Source organism: Aeromonas sp. Y311-2, assembly GCF_027706025.1.
GTDB lineage: Bacteria > Pseudomonadota > Gammaproteobacteria > Enterobacterales > Aeromonadaceae > Aeromonas > Aeromonas veronii.
The window spans coordinates 65,884-85,704 of sequence record NZ_JAPDCL010000015.1 but is presented as its reverse complement, the minus strand read 5'-3'; the positions used below and the strand labels follow the sequence as shown (position 1 = coordinate 85,704).

The following is a 19,821-nucleotide window of genomic DNA, read 5'->3' as shown; positions in this document are numbered from 1 at the left end:
GAAACTCAGGGCGATAAACAGTCAATATTTACTGACCATTGGGCGCGACCGAATCGCCCTGATTGCGATGATTACCGGAGCAGCACTCTCTGCACCTGCTCAACCAGCTCCGTCGGCAGTTTCGTCACATCCCGCAGAACGATATGGTCGTCGTAGAATCTCGACACAGAGTCCGTATCGATCCCCACGCCTATCACCTTGATGCCGGCCTTCTCGGCGGACTTGACCGACTTGGACAAGTGGCGAGACAAAGATGAGTGGTCGTAGGTGTGGCAAGCCGGTACACCGTCCGATAGGACAATCAACATCTTCCCCTCTGACCGCTGGGCAATCAGCCTTTGAGCGGCAATTTGAACACACTCACCATCAACGTTCTCTCGAAGAAAGTTGTCGGTCGAGAATGCCGCGCCTATTCGCTCCATCGCTTTCGGGCCCCACCGCTCTTCGAATGATTTGAATATCGGCATGTAGAGCCAATCTATCCGGCCGAACTTCACCCCATGCTTGTGCATCTCCCTGTAACAGGATTCGCTCCATTCGGAGGTGTGGGATTTTGTGGTGAAGCCCAGGATCTCAAAGTTCACGCCGATCCGGTGAAGGGTATCCGCCATCGCGTAAGCGGCCACCATCGCCGTCTGGAAGCGCGTCAAAGAGCCGGTGCCGTGGGCCATCGAGCCGGAGCAGTCGATCAACAGCGAGACATCGAAGCTTTTACTTCGGTGCTCTACTTTGCGACGGAACACCCTGGTATCCCCCACAAACAAACGTGAGAGCGCCGCTGTGTTTATCCGACCGCTCTCCTGAGCCGTTCGCCAGTGCGACTTGTTCTTCGACACCAGCGCTCGCTGCAGGCTGTTCTGCATGACGCCAACCTGATGCTTGGTCAACGACTCGATCTTGGGCAGTGCTTTCGCCGCAAGAGCACTCATCGAGTGAACCTTGAACGGCTCGATCGTGTCGTTGTCCGTTGAGTAGATGACGTAGGAAGACTTCTTGGCGGCATCCGAGGCCATTGACGCTATTGACCCCTCGAGCGCCGTCTCCATGTCACCTACCGAGTAGTCCATGAGAGACTCGCCCTCGCCCGGGGTCCATACGGGTTCCTTGTCCTCTTCCGTTTCCGGCTCCTCTTCAGGGTCTTCGCCTTTGGCCTTTTTAGGCCCGCCCTTGCCAGAGAGAGAAACCTCATCCACATCGTCAGACTCTCGGCCAGCTGAGGACATCTTGGCATCTGAATCCAGCTCTTCGTCAGAGCCTTCACCTTTTGCAGCCTCATCAACCTCGTCGTCGAACTCGTCAGAGCCAAGCGTGGCGTCTTCTTCCGAGTCATCCTCGTCGGTCTCTACAGGGTCGTCGCCTTCCAGGTCAGCAGCGGCTTCATCATCGTCAGAACCATCAATCTCGCCCGCGCCATCCCCTGGAATATCGGCAGAGACCGGCCCTGATGATGGAGCGCTCTCTTCGTCGTCTGGGACCTCGTCTGCAGGCTCGCCCAGGTCATCCATGTCGTCAGCGGAAGGCTCGTGTTCCGGCTCTTCGTAATCACCCTCCTCGTCGATCAGCACATCGCGCTTGGGGGATTTGCCTCTTCCAGGACTGGACTTCCCAGACGGCTCAGATCCCGGCTCCGACGACTCGCTGTCGGCCATACCGGTGTCATCATGCTCGTCATCATCCGGCACACGCATGATGGCATCGATGAGGAAACGGGCGAGAGCGATGTTGTCGCTGGTGCTAGTGGCAGCGCACACCCTCTCGGATATGTCGGCCGGCAGTTTCTTGATGATCGGCTCTACATGGTGCCACTTGTCCTTCATGTACTCGTCGAAGGTGACGAACTGGTGCCAGGCACGAGAGATACACGGCAGCAGAACGCCAAAGTATTCGAGAGGGTTGACGGAGCCTCTGTCGAGCAGCTTTTGGTAGTTGGCGTTGACAATGCGGTCGATGAAGAAGGTATGCAGCCGAGTGATTGTGGCTTTCGACCCTGGGAAGGTCTTCTGCATATTCTTCTCAACGAACGGGTCCTCAAGGACGTTCTGCATGTGAAGCCAGTCGGCGTCATGGCCAATCTCAAGCACAGCCTTGTTGTCGGTGAACAGCAGATGGCCGACCTCGTGGTCGAGGAAGCCCTGTACCGCCAAGATCAGATCGTCACTGGCGTCATCAGGAAGATAGGGGAGGGTGACAGATACGGGTTCGCCGGTTGCTTCGCTATAGGAAACACAGGCTACAAGCCCACGCTGATAAACCGCGATGTTGCGGCCAGCGAGAATTTGCGTGATAGCGGAGATCGAATTTCGGATGACCGAGACAGGTGTCAACAGTCCAGTGTAAGCAGTCATTAATGTTTAACCCCTCAAAGTGTTCAGCTTTCACTGAATGATAGCGAACACTGTGAGGGGCTAAAAGCGACATTCCGCGATTAATCTACGAAAAGTTGGGTGCGGACGAACTCCATCAAGCGAGCTTCCTTCTCCGGAGTCATCACAACACGTTCGCCTCGCTCTTGCTCTACCGCTCGAAAAACCTGCAGGATCTTTTCCTCGGATTCATCGTGAGTACCGTTGATGACTTTGTGGATCAGCTCCCAGGCCTCCGGCTCATCTTCGGTGCGCTCCTTTAAAACAGAAGCCAACAGAATAACAGGGTCAAGTTTTAGCGCTTTTGCAGTTCTGGCGACACGGCCAAGTTTTAATCTTGAGGTGCCTTTTTTGATCATGGACAACATTGAGGTTTGATTGGCAGCAAATCCGATTTCACGAGCCAGTTCTGACTGACTCTTGCCAGGATTATTGCGGTCTACACCTAATTCAATCAACTCTCGAACGGAAGGAATATCAGCAGGGATTCGACCCCCTTGTGCTTGAACATCGTGCATTTTTAGACTCCAGCGAAAACCATCAGTGGCAAAATAAAATCAACAAGCTATTAAGAGAATACAGTAAAGATTGACTGAATCAAGATCGGATCAGTTAAAGACTCATTTGATCGTTGAGGTAGTTTTTATCAGTCAAAACTAGAGCTAAATCTCTAATTATTCGCCATCTGCTCGAGCATTTTCTTTTTAGCTCGCTTTGTGAATCTGCCAATTTCCTTCGCAATTAAATCCTTGATGTTGGTGTCCGTGTAGGCCGAGATCATTCGCAGATCGCGCATTATCGACTCTGGAATTTGAGCATTTAAGGACACCATTTTTTCAGAGCTGACCTGTGGCGCGTTGAGTTCGACTTCAACCTCATCGTTCTTCAAAAGGTCATCAAGGGTGCGGCCTTCGTTGTTCATTTCAATCTCTCCATCAGTTCATCAGCGATCTGGTTCACGCTTTCAGCAATATCTAAAACTTGGTCTTTGTCGAAGGACGCCCTTTCACTGGGATGGCGTCGCTTGTTGATCACCTGGTTAATCATTGAGGTATTTTTGGCAGCATCGAGGATGGTGAACCCCAGCGCGGAGACGGCAGATATAACGTCCGCAGTCCGGATGCTACGCGACATAAGGTGACACCCCATGTCCCCAATGAGTCGGGCCACATGCTTCGTGGAGTTGGCAGAGGGGTTTACCTTGCTCAACACATAGGAAAGGCCCAGCTGCTCGTCAGACTCTCTCTGGGTGTTCTCGTGAGCCACAGCATCGCGAACCAGCTTGGTCGGCTCCAGGTCGAACTCGGAGGCCTGAACCGGCGAGATAACGTAGTCTGACATCCGAAGAAGGTCGTGCTGGAACTGGTCAAACTCGCCCTTGGTATCCACGATGACCACATCGTAAAACTCGGTGATGCGCTCAAGCTGTTTCCGGTACGGAGCGTTAGAGGAGATTTTTGCTACCTCCGGGAAGCCCATGTCGAAACCAACCAGCTCTGACTCATTGGCGGTAATTCTTCTCTGACCGTAGAAACTGACCGCAGAGGCTTGCTCGTCAGAATCAACGATGGCCACACGAACGCCCTTGCAATGGAGCGCGTGACCGATGTTTAGCGCTATCGTAGATTTACCGGTTCCGCCCTTCTGCGTGGCCAGCGTCACTATCTTCCCTTTTCTCATATCTCTTGAACTCCAAAGTGCTGTCTAACCTCTTGGGCCGCCAGCTCTGGGTCTATAAACACCATGCTGGCGAACTTGCTTCTCAGCTTGTCGTAGTCGCACCCAAAGGCCATTTCGACCCTAAAACGAATGTCGGCCAGTTGAGCGACGCCGTTGCCGGTGTCGCGCCAAAAGACAAGATCTGATCGGAGATGACGCGGCAGACTTTCAAGAACGTCCCACGCGGCATCGCTGATGATACTGGAGATAGATTTCACCTCTGGCCAGGTAAGCTCGGACACACGCTCAAGGCTCCATCCCATGATGAGGGAGAAGAAGACGCAGCGGCGGTCAGCGAGATCCAGCTTTTCGAGCCCCTGTCTGAGATCGCCCAACAGCATTGGCGTAGAGGCGATCCGGTAGTTTTCGAACCGGTCGTTATGGACGAATCCTTGATGATTGGCGTTGGAGATGTCACGAGCAATGGTCTCCGCGGCAGCCTTGGCGGCTTCGCGAGAAACCAAAAACTTGGCTCTGTAAAAGAACCCACTGAGATGGATTGGAGCAACGTTGTCAGCGTCCATATCCCATATGGCGAACTGATGCAGCTCCTCTGGGAAGTTCCGCTTCCCGCAGAGATTTTCAAGCGTAATCATTAGGCAAATTCCAGCGATGAACACGCATAGAATGAACCAAATGAATGAAAAAAGGAAGGCACCGAAAATAGTGCCTTCCTTTGTCGCTACCCAACTACCAAGGAAGCAATCTTTTTTCCTTGGAAGCTATCAAACCAATTTTCCTTTTTCCAAGATGTCTCTGAAACGATGGAATCGACCGTGGCGCATAGAGCCGTAGTTGGTTATCTCGTGATATTTAACCTCAACGAGGCGTCCAATTATGCTTTGTCCGGATGGTTTTACCGTGTGGGTTACGGTGATCATTTCATCCAGTTCTTCCTCCCATGAAACGCTGGTATAGGTCACTACTCGGCCAGTATAGTCGGCCCAGATCTCGGCTCTCTGTCTGTCGGTAAATCCACCCCCGATACGAACCTCTACCCCGTTAAAATCGACAATAATGCCGCCGGCCATTCCCTCGTATTTGCCTTCCCCTTCATAGACCCCGATGACCTTCAGATCGACCTCTCCAGCGGTCTCGACCTCATCCTTGAGTTTGAGGTAGCCGTTGTTCCGGCTCCGCTCGTAGAAGGTGTGGGTTTGCTTGACGATGACCCCCTCAAAACCCATCGAGAATTTCTCTCTGAACTTGGCGCGAACCTCTTCGTCATTGCCGGCAATCTCCTGCTCGATCAGCTTCACGGCCAGATTGTCCATCTCAGCTTCGCCCAGCGTTTCAGCAGCGCGACGGAACAGCAGCTCAAGCCGGCCGCGACGGCGCTCTTCAGGGAGTGAACACCCCTTCACAAACTCGCGCTCGGTCATAAACTCGAATACGTGGTACTCGGCATCTTTGGCGTCGAAAGTTTTGCGTCTGACCTCGCTGACAGTCTTCAGGAAGTCTCCGGTGATGACCTCCCCATCCAGCACAACAAGGCCGCTGGAGACGTTCAGGCCAGCGGTCAGGAAGGTGATCACGTCCGAAGACAAGGAGCGGAATGCGTGAAACTCCTTGCCGGTTCGGGAAAGGAACACAGCTGTCTTGGCCGAGAGGTCTGCGATGCAAATTGTCCGCACGCCATCGTGCTTGATCTCGATCTTGACCGGCCACTTCTTGACCCGCTTGGCTGAATAGGGGTGAGCAAGATTGACCTCAAAAATGATGATCTCTTCTCGGCCAAGGGCTCGGTTTACCGATTTCCCTGACATCCCGGCTCGGACATCCTTCGTGATGATCCTGGTAAGAACGTGCCAGGACTCCTCTGAATAGGTGGAGTAGAGTCTGGCCAACTCTGCTTTGGCAGCACCGCCCTTTAAGGTTCGGTCCTGCAGCTGGGCGAGTATCAGCTCAGCCTCTTGGACAGACATGTGCTTGTCCCCAAAACCGGACAGCTTCTTGATGGCGGCCTTGATTGTTTTCTTGCCGATGCCATATGTCAGCATCGGATCCAGGGCTCGCTTCATCGCCCAAAGAACGTCGGCGTCCTGCAGCTCTTCCATCAGCAGATCGTTTTTGGCATTGCCGCTCACGGCCGCGATACGCTCGAATGACTCATAGATGTGTTTCATGCTGGCTCCATGTTGGGAATTGATGCTTTGTCTAAGGGGTGAGTTGTTGCTGCGAGATTCTTGGCGGCGAGCACCAGACGGGCCTGAGCGTCTTTATCGAGACGAAATTTGCTGATGATCTTGCCCATCTCGAGGCGCCAGAGATCGCGATCCCGGCTTCGGATCAGCTTCGCGACATACTGGACAAGCGGGGTTGGCTCCTTCTTGCCGATAACCGCCTCCGTCGCGGCATCGGACACCGCGTCGGCGAGAGTGCTCTCTTTCACCCCGAACAAGCGTTCGGAGGCCGTTGGGGTCGGCTTCGGGGCTGAGCGAAGAGGGGTTGGCCTTGCAGCCGGACGGGCAGGGGACTTGCCAGAGCCGCCAGAGAGAATGCGGCCGGCCGCCATCCACCCTCTCATGTAACTTTCCGAATCAGGCTTTGTAGGGCCGGTGATTTCCTGACGTGGCTCCTCCTCAACCTTCACGGTTGAGATTTGGCGCTCCTGATAGAAGAGAGCTCTGCCCGCCTCGATCTCCTGCTGGCGGTAGCCTACTGCTTTGCACTCTCCTCGCTGGATGTGCTGATAACATTCCGAATCGGGCCGGAGCTTGCCTTTCTCGTGCGCTGCAAGGGTGAAAAGGCACACCGCATAGGAGGTTCTGCGCTCAATCTGATCGCAGTGGTGATAGACGGTGTTACGGCCTGAACGGCTGGCATCGACCGGCAGCACTTCTACAGTTACAGGTTTCATGATTGCCTCAGTTAGTATTTACTGACATGGCGGGCTTTAAAACATGCCCCAGTTTTTGTTGGTCTCTGACGTGGCCTTCCCGAATGTGGTTGAAGCCTCTTTGGCGAGAAGCTCGTCGTCGGATATGCGGGCCAACTCCTCATCAGCGCCGATCTCTCGGTGCCCAAGGAACCCTTCATCCTCTTCTCGCTCGTCAAACTTGCGAGCCTCTCGTTCGGCCAGCACCTCATCCACGCGAGAGCGAAGCCCTCCTGCGAAAGACTTGGCTTTGGCGATCGCAACCTTCATTTCAGCCCCGGACAGGGTGTCCACAAACTCCTTGTCGCTATCCAGGTCGAACTCCTTGTCGATGGTCTGATAGGTGATCCGGTTTCTGGCCAGCTTGGACTCGTTCTTTTCGGAGTAGAGCTTCTCCATCTCTTCGCGGCTTTCCGAACTGCTGATCTTCAACAGGTGCTTGACGCTATTGGCATTGGCCGCGTAGTTGATCAGGTGATAATGACGAAGCGGCTCTCCATCGGCCTTCAGCGTCAAAATCAGGTTCACGTAGTTTCTCTTCCGCTCGTTGTCGGCATCACGCAGAATGGAGCCGACCACATGGACTGTTTTCTTCACAACACACCCCCTTACTCAAACATTCCCCATCCTGGATTGGCCAGGCGGCGACACTCTTCATCCACAATTCGCTCAAGCTCCTCCTCATCCTCATCCCGCTCGATCATGGCCAGCATCTTGGCGAGGCTGTCATCGACCTCCAGATTTGCCGGAGAAGCAGGAACAAGCCTGGGAGCTGGAGACCCAAGTCGCCCTTCCTTGAAGAAGGAGCGATCGACAACCTCTTGCGCAAGCTCAGACAGAGGCGCATCGCCGGCACAGGCGGAGACACAGAACATGGCGATATGCTTGGAAAGGCCAACAGGGCCGAAGAACTTGGTCCTCGACGTCAGCCAGTCCTGAGCATCCTTCACAACAGAGAATGTGGTTTCGCACTGCATGACATAGTGACGGGAAATATCGGCAATACCGTCTCTCCACCGCTCAAGCCACGCCTCAGCCTCGTCCTGACTACCGACAACCTCCTTGGCAAACAGGTAGTCGGGCTCTCGGCCGGAGATCGAGGTTGACTCGTTGGCTGACATACAGAGCCAGCGCTCATGACCGTCGCAGTCAGCCCCTACCGCCAGGGCGATGTTGTGACTGGTTTCGTCATAGTTCGGCAGGTAATAAACCTTCAGCAGGCGATTCACAGCGTTCTCCGTTCAGCTCTAAATTCAACATCAGCATGATAAATACTCTCACTCGGGCTTTGACTCTCTTAGCCGAGCTCTGCGCATCAGCTCGCGGAGAAGCCGCACGTCGGAGCAAGACATTGCCCTTTCATAGGCATCAACAACGACGGAGGGCGGCACCTCGTTCGGGTCTTTATCCTCGGGCAAGAGAGCGACCTTGGCGGACAACCCGACTGAGCGAACAAGCTTGGCCGACTCGATAGCGGCCTTGATGGCCTCGACCTCGCCGTCCCACATAAAGACAACCGACTTCAGGCCGTGCTGCTTTAACCGGATCAACGCGCCGAGCTGGTCCTGCCCGTTATGGTCGCCATGACTGAGGTGTTTGCCGAAGGTGCCAATCTGCCCGACCGAGCGGAGATGGACCTTCGAGTCCATGGCGATCTTGGTGGCCATGACGTCAAAAGCGCCCTCGCAAATGACGACCTCTTCGCAGCCAATGACGTTGTGGCCGTTATAGAGAAAGCGGCCGGAACCCGGGAGTCCTGGCGGGAATAGGTACTTACGAGGCGCGTCGTTGCTGATGTGGCGACCCTGGAATGTCACAAGCACACCATCAAGGTCGTAAATGGGTATCAAGACCCTGTTATCGTAGTTCTGCCACATCCTGCGGCCTTCGCCGTCGATATAGATGTACTGCCCCTTGTGGCAGAACCGAAGGTGAAAGAATCGGGCGAGATCGCGGTCTATACCGCGCTCCTCGAGGTATCGAAGATTTCGGCCGCCGTGTGGGAGCTCGATGCTCTCCGGCATGTCAAAGTCAGTCACCTCTTCGACTTCGGCAGAGGTCGAGCGTTTGGCAACCCACCCTTGGTCGCGAGCGTAATCCTTGAGCCGGCGGATCGTCTCTGACGAATCGGTGCCCCAGAGATGGCGAGAGAAGGAGAACAGGTTGAACCCGGGCTCTCCAGCGCAATCACCGTGGAAGCAGTTCCCTAGCCCGCTCGAGGCGTTGAGATAGACCTTCCATCCGTTTCCTCCGCACCTTGGGCAGGTTTTGATATTCAACTGCTGCCCGGACGAACCAAACGTCCTTTTGAAACGGACACCTTCGTAATCAAGGAACAGCTCTGGGTCGATATGCCCCAGAATTTCAGACAGGTCGGTATCTGGCTTGTGTCTCATGGCGTGTCAGTTCAGCAAAGTAGGGGAATGCCCCGTCAAAAAATGTCTATCAGCCAGATGATCAGCTCGATCAGCTTCCATAGGCCCAGCAGGGCGAGCCCTGCCAGGACTAAGAGCAGCTGGCCGACGATCTTGAAAGTGTCACCCAGCATCACCGGCTAACCCTCTAAGAGCTCGGGGTGGGCCGGCTGCGCGACCGCTCTGGTCATGGCCATGAAGGCGGTCTCCAGGTCGGTTTTCGCGATTGCAGCCCATCGACGAGGCTCTGCTACCCGATGTCGTGCAATAACGTCACCAGAGGGCTCAGGAGCGATGTGGAACGCGCCTCCAAGGGCATTCTTTCTCGCTGCTGCTGCAGCGGCTTCGAGATGGTCTTGAGTCTCTATGTGGGCCAAGATCTTGCGGTGAAGCTGGATAGCCCGAACCTCCATCGCCTTGATCTCGTTCATCAGGTCAATCTCGAACTGGGTCAGATCTCGGTATCCACGGATCATCTTGTGCTGGTTATTCATCTTCCAAGCGCTCCTGCTCATAGAGAGACTTGGCGCCGGACAAGATCTCTTGGGGGTCGAAACCTTGCTCGGCCGCGTAATGGAGCAGGTCGGTAATCAAATCCCCAATCATGTCTTGACGATCGCCCGGGTGGAGACGAGCAAGACTCTTCTCGGGGCCGATGTAAACCTGACTCATGAAAGCCTCCAGGGCAGTTTCAGCCCAGGCGGAACGGTCTTTATTTGTGGGCATACCCATCTCCTTACTCAAAGCCAATCACCTCTTTGATTGCGTGACCCCGTGACAGATCGCGCTTAATCCGGATCGCGAACTCACCCTTCTGGTTACGAGACGCTGCGAAGAACATTCGAGCCTCGCCCTTGGCCATCTCCTCCTCTGTCGCGTTGATGGAGATAACCAAGTCAGCAGTCCGAATCTTGTTGAAGTCCTCTGCCGCATGCTCGGCCTTGGCCGTCACCGACTTATGGCCTTCACGGTTGGTCTGGGTAGCGGAGATCATGGCGACCTCCTCCGTCTGCGCGATGCCTCGGCAATCAACCCAGATGGTCCGACTGTTCTCTGTCTCGCTCTGCACCCAGCGGTTCGGGGCCATGATGTCCAGGTAGTCGATGACGATGGCGTCGAACTTGATGCCGTCGGCTTTGTACCGGTCGATCAAGTCCTGCAAATCCATCGGTCGGAACGAGCCAGACGGGTATTCGTGGAGAATGAGCTCGCCAGGCAGCTTGCGGTCTCGGGTGGCGCGGATGGCCTCCATCACGGCAAAGATTGACCCTTCAATCTCGTCAATCGGGGTATCCGAGACGGATGCGTCAAGACGAGTGGAAAGCACCTCCGTGCTCACCTCGAGGGTGATGCCAAGCACGTTGTAACCCTGCAGTGAAATCAGCTTTGCAAAGTCCCAGATCGTGAACGACTTACCCTTCTTGGCGCCGGCCATGAAGACAGTGAGCTCCTTGATGCCGAAGCCCTTGTGAAAGAGCAGCTTGTCGATGCCAGGGATACCGGTACTGATGCCGCGTGGCTTGATCTCCCCCATCTTCATTGCGCGGCGAACCTCTGTTCGGGTTTCAGCCTCTTTCCAATAGCTGTATGGGGTAGAGTTCGGGCGTGGCCCTACCTTGAAGGCCTTCTCCAGGATCTCCTGCACCTTGACCGTGTTGTGCTTCTCAAGCTGATCAAAAGCGACAAGCATTGCGGAGGTAATAGCCTGGTGGCGGGCGAACTCGCCGACCTGATCAACAGCGAAATCACGGCAGGAAACAATATCCATGCCGGCATCGAAGATGACTCGGATCTTGTCTTTAATCTCCTCGACCATGTCCGAGCGGATAACGCCTCGACGAATGGCGTCTTTCAGCAGGGCAACTACGTTGGCCACATCTTTGGGCGGCCTCTTGTAGCGGTCGTAATAGCTGATCGCCAAACTGACGAGAGCCGCATCTGCGCGGCTCTCAAAGTATTCAGGCTTGATAAGACCCTCGGTTCTTCTGGCGAAGGTCTCATCCCTTACCTGCAAGGCGACCAGTCTTTCCTGAAACGACTCGTCAAAATCAACGAACTTGATTTCCGGAGTCTCAACTTCCATCTCAGCAACGACTGTCATGGCTCACCTCAAGCGCGGCTTGCGACCGGGCTGAACATCGCAACGGCATGCTTGAAGAGGTGCAGGTCTACGCCATCGCTCTGCTTGATCGAGAAGGAGTAGCGGTCGAAGTCGATAACGACCCCCTCTACTTCCTTGCCTGACATCAGGGTTACGGTCACAGAAGACGCGCTGCGTTTGCTGTTAAGCAGCACATGCTCGTGAGCGTCCAGCTGACGGCGGGCAGGCTTCTTGTTTTGGGTCTCGGGGCGCGGGCGCGGGCGAAGAGACGGGCGACCGGCGTCGGCAGAGAAACGACGGTGGGCTTGGTGGTTTTGTTCGTGCATTTGCTACTCCATGTTGTTCAGCAATTCGTTAATGTAAGCATCTTACTTGCTATCTAATGGACTTTCTACAGTAAACACTTACTTAATAATGGGGCTGACACTACTACCAGCCCCAGACAGAGATCAGGCTTTTTTGACCGCCTCAAAGCTAGGGTCGATGGCCGGCATGACCTCGCTGAAGAGGTGTTCAATGCAGAACCCCTCAAGGTCGCTCACTTCCGCCTCGCCATGCTTGATCCTGGAGAACATCGTGGCCCCATCGTTATTGGACAGCAGTAGCGGGGGCTTGCCGGCTTCTAGCGCTTCGCGATCGTGCCAGTATTTGAACTGGTAGATAACAGACACGGACTGCTCTTGAGGTTGTTCGGCGCCGAACAGCTCAACGCGGTTGACGGTCTTCTGCGCATAGCTGAGCTCAAACACAGCTGCAGGGTGGGGGATGCCGTAAGCATCGGTGAATTTGACGGTGAAATGCTTCTTCATAAAGCCTCCGAGACAGTTGACGCGGCAATCATACATAGGTGTTCAGAAGTCATCTACAGTAAGCTTTTACTTATCGAGCGAGCAGCAGAAATCACCTCCGGAGAGAAATGCACTCGCATATCTTGGGGGTGGATCATGTGGCGCTTGAAGCCGTACTCCATCAACGAGAACTCAGGCCTAGATCTTGACGCAATCAACCGGCAGAGCCAGGCAGAGTGCTCCAGCTGAGATGGGTGGCCTTGCCACTTCGGGAGGGTGTAGAAGTCGGATTCCGCAGCGTAGATACGCTCGCTCAGAAGCGCTTCCCAGCGATCGATGATCTGCTCAAGTATGTTGACACTGTAGAGCTGCCCTGGCGTTGGTATACGCTGCCAGATTCGCCCTATCGCAGCTTTCATCCCTGACATACAGAACACATCGTAGGGAATACCGAGCAGGTCAGCTTTCTGACGCGCCTTCCAGATACAGGTCGTGTTTCTGAAAGGAGAGGACTTGCCCGTCTTTGCCTCTTTGGCGATGACACTGCTTGGTTTGCCAAGAGGGTCTTTCCTCGGCAGATAAGATCTCGGGGATGGCCCCTCTACCTGCTCATAATCGACATGAAGCCGGATCATGTGGCGGAAGGCCTCTTCGTAGTAATGCGCGAACAGATATGTGCGCTTGGTAGGGTGCATAGCTCGGTAGTCAAACCATGCCGTCTTGTAGAGCTCGCACTCCTCTTTTAAGACCGAGAGGCTGATCCTCTCCAGGGCGATGAGCTCACATTCAAGATCGGACAGCGAGGAACCGACGAAATCATCCAGCATCATAACTTTAGGCTCGCTATTCAATAAATAATTACTTGTTTTTGAGTTTACTTATATTAGAAGAAGCGATCAAAAGTGATTATAGGAACACCGCGGAATTTGAATTTTGCGTCGGAAGGAAAGGCCCTGACCGGTACACCTGATCGATCAGGGCCGGCGCCTTACTCGGAGACGACCGAGCTTGGCATTGCGACCGATTTGCCATCTCTGGCCAGCCGGTCGTTGAGCACCGTCAAAACGGTATTGAGGCGGGCAATGGACTCGTTCAGCTTGCGGAAGTTTTCGCGGTTCTCGTTTGCAACAGCATTCTGAGAAGCGGCGTGTGACTCGAGGACTGCGATTCGGGTGTTTGCATCAAAGACAAAGCTGGCCAGAGCGACAATTGAGGTTGTCAGCAATCCGGTCACCACCTTGTTGACATCGTTAAGCCAGTTGGGCATATCCTTATCCTATAAGGTGAAATTTTCAGGATTATAACCACCCTCTTTTTCAGTATCCACTGAACAATAAGAGGCCCGAAGGCCCCTTTTACCAGGAGTTGCGGAGTGGCTTTTTCCGCTCGTCATACTCAATGCTGTCCCTGCAGTGGGTCGGGCTCATCATGATGAAGTTGATGATCTTCTCCAGCCTCAGCGCCCACCGCTTACCCTGCATAGCGTTGTACCCAACATTGCCAGAGATGGTCTCGTCAGGCCGACCGCCGAGCAGGGTGTTGCCCAGCTGGTCGATAGAGATGGCCACACGGAAAAAATATCTGGTTACTGCATTACTCATAGTTTCTCCTATCGGAATGTAGAGCCTTCACAGCTGACGTTTACGGTCTTCACGACCGCTCCGTTCAGAATGAAGTCAATGGCTGCCGTGATGGTTTCGTATCCTGGGAAGCCAGGGGAGCTACAGGCCACACCTCTCCTGGTCCCGTCCGGGGTAAAGGCGACGTTGTTGCTCGCGCCAGAGAAATAGACCGAGCCATCCCCTCCCGTGTGCCGGATCCTGATCTGGCACACGCCTTTGGTTAGTTGAACGTCGGGAATGTTCGACCCTCCGCTCCAGATGTCATTCCCAGACCGCCAGAATTGGAGCACCCCGTCCCCTGGGTTTCCGTAGGGCGAGCCTGGGTCATTCAAGATGGCGAAAGCACTCATGCCAGCGAGATCCCCCGCCATGCGGGGGAGAGCTAAGCCGGCCTTGGACAAGATGTTGGAGGCCCATCCATTGCCCCCAAACTCCGTGTTTGCCTGAGAGAGCCAGAACGGCTTATTTGGTACCGGCATTTGCGGCCTCCAGTTGCTCGATGCGCTTCTGCATTTCCTGAATAACCTTGCCGGCCAGCGCCAGCACACCCATCGGGCGAAGACTCAGGTGCTTGTCATCTGGCGACTCGGTTACTACCGCCGAGAACTTCTCGACAAAGTCCTGCGCCACAAAACCAAGCTCGCGGGCGCCCGCCTTGGTGTATTCGGAGATGCGCAGCAGCTTCCAGAAGTCCCAAGGGTCGGCGATCTCCTTGAAGTCGGACTTGAGCCGGATGTCAGAACGGATCTGGACGTCGTTCACCGAGGCGTTGCCGTTGCAGTACCAGGTGCCGTCGGCGCTCAGGTAAGCCGCTGCATCTGTGCCGTTCGCGGTCCGGCTCTTGTTGATCATGTAGATGCCGAACTGCGAATTACCGAGGCCGCCAAGGATAAAGTGACGGTCAGCATGCTCCTGACGGACAATTGCGGAAGCGGCAGCGTTAGAGACGGCTGAGCGCCCCTGAATGGCGTTGGACGACCGCATATCGATCCAAGAGGTGCTGCCGGTGTTGATGTACGCCTGACCGTTAATATCGACGTTGTGCCCGAAGTTCACGTTGCCAGTGGCGAGGTTCGCGTACATCGGACGAAGGCCGTTGTAGCTGCCGTATTGATCGCTGGCGTTGGTAAACATCAGGTACAAGTTGGAGCCGTCATTTCGCCAGAACGTCCCGTAGTTGCCCTGGACCATTCGCATGGAGTTGGCAGACAACGAGCGGAGTTCGCTGTTGACCGTCAATGCCCCAGTGATGGTGCCACCCTCGATCGACAGAGCTCCAACATCGGCGGGACCGATATCCTTCCACTGGAGAGCGCCGGCAGTGGCCCCGGCCATCAGGAACTTGCCATTGTTACCGGTGCCAGTGGCGGGCACATGCAGGTTCCCATCGCCGCCCGGGTGCGAATAGCTGTTTGCGCCGGCTGCGATACCGTCCAGCTTCTTCTTGTCGGCCGCACTCATGAAGCCGTCAGCAGATCCGGTTGCTACGGCGTGAGCAGAACCGCCCGCGCCAACGTGTGAGCTTGGAGCGGCGTCAGTGATGCCGTAACCGGACAGGGTTGTTGGGTTGGTGCCTCCAGTGACATGCCCCTGAGTATTGACGGTGACAGATCGATATGTGCCAGCCGGAACGCCCGAGCCATGGTGATAGGACGAGATGTTGCCGCTGTCCACAACCACCCGCCAGTTCATCCCGTTCGTGCCTACCACGCTGGTTTTCTTCCAGTCGTTGGTAAACAGCAGGGAGCCGTTGGCAGTGCCCTGATCTACTGTCACAACGGCACCGGCCAATCTGGCAGTGGTGTCCGCGTCGGAAACCCGGGTCATGAGCCAGGGGGTGGTAGCGGAGCCCGCATCTGTAACCGAGTAGATGCCGTTATGGGCCGAGCTTGTCTGGTTCTTCACAAGCACCCTGAATCCCACCGCACAGCTGACCCCATCGATGGACAGAGCGCCGGAGGCAGTTGCGGTCAAGGTTGCCCCGACCCCCGAAGATCCGTTCGCATAGTTGGCAGCCAGGTTTGCGGTGGTGGCTACATCAGCGGCGCTCTTGTAGGGATCGTCGAGGGCCAACGCGCCAATCTCGTTCGGGGTCGGCTTGTTGTTGCGACTGTAGACTCGACTGTCGAGGTCAAATACTTGCCCGTCTCGCAGCCCGTATCGCTTCATAAGCTCGCCACGATCGATAGCTGTCATTGGGGTATAGACAGTCTTGTCGGCGTCTGTGTAGTCGCCCTCGATGACGCTGAAAGCCGTATCGACGCCGTAGTCACTCTGCAAGCAATACTTCGCTCCGCCTCCTCTGAGCCAGAAGGCCATGCCGTTCTTGAGGAGCGTAGCGCGAGCAACCATGGTCGAGTAGGTCTCGGAGAAGTGATCCACAATCCAGTTCTTGGAGTTGCCACCCCAAGCACTATCCCCGCTCCATCGGATAGAAAGCGTCAAGCCGCCTCGATGAGTGGCGTTGTTCCAGGTATTCGGCGCCGGCCAGTTATAGGCGCGGCTGATCATGACCCGGGTATCGCCAAAGTCCGAGGTCATCGGGGCAACAACAACCATGTAATAAGTGTTCGGGTCGCCGTTGACCGTAAACTCCTTCCGTGTGCCTTTGAGCAGAGTAGCCGCCTGCTTGAGGCCCGATGCCGTAGCAAACTTGGTCTCACTGCCGTCCGTGAGAGAGGACGTTGCGGCCCAGTTGTTGAGTAGATCAAGGCCAATGTCTGCCTTGGTGGGTTTGAAGCCCTGGTGGTACACCTGGAACCCCTTCACCCGAAGGTTATCGGACTTAAGGCTCATCACCTCCGTAGTCGTAGAGCCGCCGACAATCTGCCATTTGAAATACTCGTTGACGTTATCGCCCACCTTGAACCACATGAACGAGTCGGTGTCGGAGTCTCCACTGTTTTTAAAGCCAATGGAGGCGTAGTCGGTGTTTCTGCTCCACTGAATGACCGAATCGTTGGTGAAGGTGACGTTGCCGGTCAGGTTGCCGCCCGACTTGGCCAGCGCCGCATTGGCAATGTCAGCCGCTCGCTTGACCGCCCCGGCTGTCGCGTACTTCTGATCGGAAGGATCAGTGATCGAGGCCGAAGCCTCCCAGTTTTTGAGGTTGTCGAGACCCACGTCAGCGGCGGCCAACGAGGCCCACATGATCGCCCCTGCAGTGGCTCCGGCCTTCAGCACCTTGCCGGCATTGGAGGTGCCGGTTTCTGGAACATGAAGATTGCCGTCCCCGTCTGGATGCTCGTACTTGTTGGCACCAGCCGAGATCGAGTCGAGCTTTGCCTTGTCTTCTGCAGTCATCAAACCCGCTCGCGATGCAGACGCGGCGCTGGTGTCTGGAACACCCAGCGTCGCCCGCATGGCGGCAACATCTGCATCATCCAGAAGCGATCTGGCGGCAGCCGTAACCTTCATCGAAGCAGCGGCATTGGCTGCAGTGAAGTAAGGGACGCTATCAGCGGCCATAGTCAGGCTCTCGATGGCCCGCAGTGTTGCGCTGGACACCCCGTAGCCAGCCAGGTTAGTCGGCTTGCCGGAGGTGATCTTCGCCCAGTCCAGGTTGGGAATGTCGGCCGCGGTTTGACCAGAGGCAGCTGTGACACGGCCTTTGGCGTCCACAGTGACTTTGGTGTAGGTCCCAGCGGCGACACCACTGTTCGACAGTGTCACCGCCATCGATGCGTTGGCTGAGCCGTCAAAAGACATCGAGCCTGTTGCGTCCCCAGACAGGGACAGAGTGCGGGCGGATTCGAGCTTAGAGGCAGACACGGCTACGCCGGCCGCAGCCGTCAGCACTTTGGAGCCCATGGAATAGAGACCGTCAGCTCTCATCTCGCCGATGCGAGTTTTGTTCACTACCAAGCTGACAATGTTGTTTGTGAGCGTACCGAACGAGAGGTCGTTGCCGGCAATCGCAATCTCGTTCGGATCAAACGCGATTCCGCCGCTGGCGCTGCCAATCCGAAGCCAGCCGTTGCCGAACGTTGTGCCACCGATGGTAGGCCCGCTCGCGATGTTGATGAGCGTCTGACCGGTAATGGGGCCGCCCGAGGCTGAGAACAAGTCGGCGTGAGTGTGAGTCAGCGGGGCCGCGTCTGTGATGCCGTAGCCCGCCAGGGTAGAGGGGATGTCCTTAAGGTTGGCGAAGGTGTGTTTATGGCTGTCATCCTTCACAACCAAGGGGATGGCCACGTTTGCGGAGCCGTCAAATGTGACAGAACCGGATCCGTGGCCAGAGATAGAGATTGACCGACCCGTTGAGAGTTTTGCAGCTGCGACAGCAGCAGCAGTCGCGGCAAGCGCCCCAACGTCAGCAGCAGTGAGCACAACAGCGCCTTTCTTGTTGTTCACGCTTGCGACTGCATCAGTGTTGTCGATCTTGTAGTAGCTGTTTGTCGCGCTGGAGTAGACGAGGGTGTCCCCGACCTCATAGTCGATCCCGCCGACTTTAGAGATCCCTGCCGTGGTGACTTTCCAGAAGCAGGCAATATTGGAGCCCGACTTGCTCTTGAGCGGGGGAGGGTAGTCGCCGGACGCCATGCTGACTTCGCCAGCCTCGACCAGGCCGCCAGTTGCAACTGCAGCGGCGTCCTGAGCGATTTTAGCCGACTCGGCAGCAGCATCAGCCTGAGCCCGGGATGTAGCCGCCGAGGCTGCGGAATCGGAAGCAGACTTGGCCGCAGCAGCCGCAGACTGGTTAGCCTCGCCGGCCTTCTGGGTAGCCGTGGTCGCGGAGGCGCTCGCAGACGAAGCGGAGGTGCCCGCCGCGTTCTTGTTGTCCAGCGCAGACTTGGCGCTTGCTGCCGCTTCAGTAGCTTTCGTGGTCGCCAGGGCGGCCTTGTCAGAAGCGACGGTGGCGCTGTTGCTTGCATCTTCGGCCTTCTGCGTGGAGGTCGCTGCGCTTGCAGCTGCCGCAGAAGCGGAGGCATCGGCCTTTGTCGCGTGGTGCAACGCGGAGAATTGCCCAGGAGAGACAGCGGTGTCTACTGGGTTAGCGGCCCACTTCTGAGCGGTAGTGGCGCTTTGGGATGCCGCATTCGCTCTCGTGGTTGCAGTAGTCTCGCTGGTCTTGGCGGAGGCTGCGCTCGCAGATGCAGCGTCAGAGCTGGCTTTTGCCGACTTTGACATCTCAACAGCCACGCTCGCGCTGGATGCAGCCTCTTCAGCCTTTGTCTGAGAGATGTTTGCGGAAGCTGAAGCCTCGCCGGCTTTCGCAGCGGCCACGCCGGAGGCTGCACTCGCGTCAGCTGCTTTGGCCGATGCAAGCGCTGCAGATTCGGTCGCGGCTTGGGATTTTGCCGATGAGACGGACGCTGACTGCTCTGCCTTGATGGCATGGTGCATCGAGGAGAACTTTCCTGGTGTTACGGCGGAGTTCTCCGGGTTGGATGCCCATTTTTGAGCGTCAGAGGCGCTACTGGCGGCAGCGTTCTTGCTGGCCAGCGCGTTGGCTTCGCTAGTCGCGGCGTTCTTTTTGGAGGTATCTGCAGCGGAGGCAGAGGAGGCGGCAGCTGACTGAGACGAGGCGGCGGCGTCTCTGAACCCGACCAGCTCGGCTCGGGTAGAAGTCATCTTGGCCGAAACCTCATTCAGCTGGCGACGAACGTCAGCCATTTGAGGTGCGAGCTCTGCAGGCTTCAGGTCGGTAATCTGCTGTACGGCGTCAGAAACGATTTTCTCCATCTGCGCCGGAGTCATGATTTGCCGCTTGTTGCCGGCAGCATCAGTCATGACTCGATAGCCTTTTTTCTCAGGGTTGTTATCCGGCGGGGCAAGGTCATTCGCAGCTGAAGGCCCAGCTTGCCAGTTCATTTGCTGGTCAAGGAACCGCTGCCAATTCGCCATCATGTCGCCGATCTGGGCATATAGCTCAGTAATGGTCGGTGTGGTCATAAAGCCTCCAATTCAACATTGGAGGCATTATATTTAAACCA

Annotated in this window: 19 protein-coding genes; all 19 read right to left on the bottom strand. The window is 55.9% G+C overall.

Annotation, left to right across the window (positions count from 1 at the left end; all coding sequences use genetic code 11):
• Positions 1-71: 71 nt before the first annotated feature.
• Positions 72-2,345, bottom strand: a complete 2,274-nt coding sequence (locus tag OKC42_RS14785; protein ID WP_270820169.1) for a cobaltochelatase CobT-related protein — start codon at positions 2,343-2,345, stop codon at positions 72-74.
• 80 nt (positions 2,346-2,425) lie between these two features.
• Positions 2,426-2,881, bottom strand: a complete 456-nt coding sequence (locus OKC42_RS14780) for a helix-turn-helix domain-containing protein (protein ID WP_107961298.1) — start codon at positions 2,879-2,881, stop codon at positions 2,426-2,428.
• A 152-nt stretch (positions 2,882-3,033) separates the two neighbouring features.
• Entirely contained in the window at positions 3,034-3,285 is a 252-nt protein-coding gene (locus OKC42_RS14775; protein WP_107961297.1) for a hypothetical protein, read from the bottom strand.
• Positions 3,282-4,043 (bottom strand): ParA family protein, encoded by a 762-nt coding sequence (locus OKC42_RS14770; protein ID WP_107961296.1) that lies wholly within the window; start codon positions 4,041-4,043, stop codon positions 3,282-3,284. The genes OKC42_RS14775 and OKC42_RS14770 overlap by 4 nt, the downstream gene beginning before the upstream one ends.
• Positions 4,040-4,678, bottom strand: coding sequence for a hypothetical protein (locus OKC42_RS14765; protein WP_270820167.1), 639 nt, complete (start codon positions 4,676-4,678; stop codon positions 4,040-4,042). The genes OKC42_RS14770 and OKC42_RS14765 overlap by 4 nt, the downstream gene beginning before the upstream one ends.
• A 129-nt stretch (positions 4,679-4,807) precedes the next feature.
• The gene (locus tag OKC42_RS14760) at positions 4,808-6,208 is read right to left on the bottom strand and encodes an ATP-dependent DNA ligase (RefSeq protein ID WP_107961294.1); all 1,401 of its coding nucleotides are present in this window, start codon (positions 6,206-6,208) and stop codon (positions 4,808-4,810) included.
• Complete coding sequence (locus tag OKC42_RS14755; protein WP_107961293.1) at positions 6,205-6,942, bottom strand: hypothetical protein; 738 nt, start codon at positions 6,940-6,942, stop codon at positions 6,205-6,207. The genes OKC42_RS14760 and OKC42_RS14755 overlap by 4 nt, the downstream gene beginning before the upstream one ends.
• A gap of 36 nt (positions 6,943-6,978) precedes the next feature.
• Positions 6,979-7,557 (bottom strand): hypothetical protein, encoded by a 579-nt coding sequence (locus OKC42_RS14750; RefSeq protein ID WP_202211993.1) that lies wholly within the window; start codon positions 7,555-7,557, stop codon positions 6,979-6,981.
• A gap of 11 nt (positions 7,558-7,568) precedes the next feature.
• Positions 7,569-8,189, bottom strand: coding sequence for a hypothetical protein (locus OKC42_RS14745; RefSeq protein ID WP_213390112.1), 621 nt, complete (start codon positions 8,187-8,189; stop codon positions 7,569-7,571).
• Between the two features lie 48 nt (positions 8,190-8,237).
• Complete coding sequence (locus OKC42_RS14740; protein ID WP_107961290.1) at positions 8,238-9,356, bottom strand: toprim domain-containing protein; 1,119 nt, start codon at positions 9,354-9,356, stop codon at positions 8,238-8,240.
• 158 nt (positions 9,357-9,514) lie between these two features.
• Positions 9,515-9,868 carry an Acb2/Tad1 domain-containing protein gene (locus tag OKC42_RS14735; RefSeq protein WP_202211996.1) on the bottom strand — a complete coding sequence of 118 codons (354 nt, stop codon included), beginning with the start codon at positions 9,866-9,868 and terminating at the stop codon, positions 9,515-9,517.
• Positions 9,861-10,100 (bottom strand): hypothetical protein, encoded by a 240-nt coding sequence (locus OKC42_RS14730; RefSeq protein ID WP_236269319.1) that lies wholly within the window; start codon positions 10,098-10,100, stop codon positions 9,861-9,863. Before OKC42_RS14730 ends, OKC42_RS14735 begins: the two co-directional genes overlap by 8 nt.
• A gap of 10 nt (positions 10,101-10,110) precedes the next feature.
• Positions 10,111-11,475 (bottom strand): DnaB-like helicase C-terminal domain-containing protein, encoded by a 1,365-nt coding sequence (locus tag OKC42_RS14725; protein WP_107961287.1) that lies wholly within the window; start codon positions 11,473-11,475, stop codon positions 10,111-10,113.
• 8 nt (positions 11,476-11,483) lie between these two features.
• Complete coding sequence (locus tag OKC42_RS14720) at positions 11,484-11,801, bottom strand: RNA chaperone Hfq (protein ID WP_107961286.1); 318 nt, start codon at positions 11,799-11,801, stop codon at positions 11,484-11,486.
• A 123-nt stretch (positions 11,802-11,924) separates the two neighbouring features.
• Positions 11,925-12,284: a hypothetical protein gene (locus OKC42_RS14715; protein ID WP_107961285.1), complete on the bottom strand. Its 360-nt coding sequence runs from the start codon at positions 12,282-12,284 to the stop codon at positions 11,925-11,927.
• A gap of 53 nt (positions 12,285-12,337) precedes the next feature.
• Entirely contained in the window at positions 12,338-13,093 is a 756-nt protein-coding gene (locus OKC42_RS14710; protein ID WP_107961284.1) for a hypothetical protein, read from the bottom strand.
• Positions 13,094-13,251: 158 nt separating this feature from the next.
• The gene (locus tag OKC42_RS14705; protein ID WP_107961283.1) at positions 13,252-13,530 is read right to left on the bottom strand and encodes a hypothetical protein; all 279 of its coding nucleotides are present in this window, start codon (positions 13,528-13,530) and stop codon (positions 13,252-13,254) included.
• Between the two features lie 88 nt (positions 13,531-13,618).
• A complete protein-coding gene (locus tag OKC42_RS14700; RefSeq protein WP_107961282.1) occupies positions 13,619-13,864 on the bottom strand; it encodes a hypothetical protein in 246 nt (81 codons plus the stop codon).
• Positions 13,865-14,347: 483 nt separating this feature from the next.
• The gene (locus tag OKC42_RS14695; protein ID WP_270820165.1) at positions 14,348-19,780 is read right to left on the bottom strand and encodes a phage tail fiber protein; all 5,433 of its coding nucleotides are present in this window, start codon (positions 19,778-19,780) and stop codon (positions 14,348-14,350) included.
• Between the last annotated feature and the right edge of the window lie 41 nt (positions 19,781-19,821).

Excerpts from the sequence above, each read along its gene's own strand:
- OKC42_RS14760 (WP_107961294.1), bottom strand. The coding sequence starts at position 6,208 with ATGAAACACATCTATGAGTCATTCGAGCGTATCGCGGCCGTGAGCGGC.
- OKC42_RS14705 (WP_107961283.1), bottom strand. The coding sequence starts at position 13,530 with ATGCCCAACTGGCTTAACGATGTCAACAAGGTGGTGACCGGATTGCTG.
- OKC42_RS14785 (WP_270820169.1), bottom strand. The coding sequence starts at position 2,345 with ATGACTGCTTACACTGGACTGTTGACACCTGTCTCGGTCATCCGAAAT.
- OKC42_RS14765 (WP_270820167.1), bottom strand. The coding sequence starts at position 4,678 with ATGATTACGCTTGAAAATCTCTGCGGGAAGCGGAACTTCCCAGAGGAG.
- OKC42_RS14755 (WP_107961293.1), bottom strand. The coding sequence starts at position 6,942 with ATGAAACCTGTAACTGTAGAAGTGCTGCCGGTCGATGCCAGCCGTTCA.
- OKC42_RS14770 (WP_107961296.1), bottom strand. The coding sequence starts at position 4,043 with ATGAGAAAAGGGAAGATAGTGACGCTGGCCACGCAGAAGGGCGGAACC.
- OKC42_RS14720 (WP_107961286.1), bottom strand. The coding sequence starts at position 11,801 with ATGCACGAACAAAACCACCAAGCCCACCGTCGTTTCTCTGCCGACGCC.
- OKC42_RS14710 (WP_107961284.1), bottom strand. The coding sequence starts at position 13,093 with ATGATGCTGGATGATTTCGTCGGTTCCTCGCTGTCCGATCTTGAATGT.
- OKC42_RS14695 (WP_270820165.1), bottom strand. The coding sequence starts at position 19,780 with ATGACCACACCGACCATTACTGAGCTATATGCCCAGATCGGCGACATG.
- OKC42_RS14735 (WP_202211996.1), bottom strand. The coding sequence starts at position 9,868 with ATGAATAACCAGCACAAGATGATCCGTGGATACCGAGATCTGACCCAG.
- OKC42_RS14715 (WP_107961285.1), bottom strand. The coding sequence starts at position 12,284 with ATGAAGAAGCATTTCACCGTCAAATTCACCGATGCTTACGGCATCCCC.
- OKC42_RS14740 (WP_107961290.1), bottom strand. The coding sequence starts at position 9,356 with ATGAGACACAAGCCAGATACCGACCTGTCTGAAATTCTGGGGCATATC.
- OKC42_RS14780 (WP_107961298.1), bottom strand. The coding sequence starts at position 2,881 with ATGCACGATGTTCAAGCACAAGGGGGTCGAATCCCTGCTGATATTCCT.
- OKC42_RS14700 (WP_107961282.1), bottom strand. The coding sequence starts at position 13,864 with ATGAGTAATGCAGTAACCAGATATTTTTTCCGTGTGGCCATCTCTATC.
- OKC42_RS14730 (WP_236269319.1), bottom strand. The coding sequence starts at position 10,100 with ATGCCCACAAATAAAGACCGTTCCGCCTGGGCTGAAACTGCCCTGGAG.
- OKC42_RS14725 (WP_107961287.1), bottom strand. The coding sequence starts at position 11,475 with ATGACAGTCGTTGCTGAGATGGAAGTTGAGACTCCGGAAATCAAGTTC.
- OKC42_RS14775 (WP_107961297.1), bottom strand. The coding sequence starts at position 3,285 with ATGAACAACGAAGGCCGCACCCTTGATGACCTTTTGAAGAACGATGAG.